Genomic DNA, 681 nt, shown 5'->3' with positions numbered 1-681 from the left:
GCACAGGGCCGACAGCGGCACCAGCGACAGCAGCCAGGCGAAGCCGGCGTTCTGGATCCAGGTCGGCGTGCCGGCCGGGATCTTTCCGAAGATCCAGCCGCTGTCCTTGACGAGCGTCATGGGCTCGCCGCCGAAGGCGCCGAACAGCCCGACCGTCATCACCAGCGGGATCACGATCTGCATGCTGGTCACGCCGAAGTTGCCGAGGCCCGCGTTGAGGCCGAGCGCGGTGCCCTGCAGCCGCTTCGGGAAGAAGCTGCTGATGTTCGACATCGAGCTGGCGAAGTTGCCGCCGCCGACGCCGGACCACAGCGCCATCAGCTGGAAGGCCCACAGCGGCCAGTCCTTGTGCTGCAGCACGATGCCCGTGCCGATGGCCGGGGCGAGCAGCATCGCGGTCGTCAGGAAGATCGTGTTGCGCCCGCCCGCGAGGCGGATCAGGAACGCGGCCGGGATGCGCATCGTGGCGCCGGCCAGGCCGGAGATCGCGGTGAGCGAGAACAGGTCGGCCTGGCTGAACGGGAAACCCAGGTTCAGCATCTGCACCGTGATGATTCCCCACATGCCCCAGACCGCGAAGCCGCACAGCAGGCAGGGCACCGAGATCCAGAGGTTGCGGTAGGCGATGCGCTTGCCGGTGGATTCCCAGAAGGCATCGTCTTCGGGGCGCCAGTCCTGGAT

At 67.8% G+C, this 681-nt stretch carries 1 protein-coding gene; it reads right to left on the bottom strand.

Translation table 11 applies throughout. The features are described 5' to 3' along the window. Positions 1 to 681, bottom strand: a 681-nt coding sequence (locus tag AC1DTN_RS37930) for an MFS transporter (protein ID WP_477925291.1), incomplete at both ends; no start/stop codon positions are given.

It is taken from the genome of Rhizobium sp. 01T444 (assembly GCF_056398305.1).
Note: the sequence above shows the minus strand (reverse complement) of the source record. Positions and strands in the feature narration are given on the sequence as shown.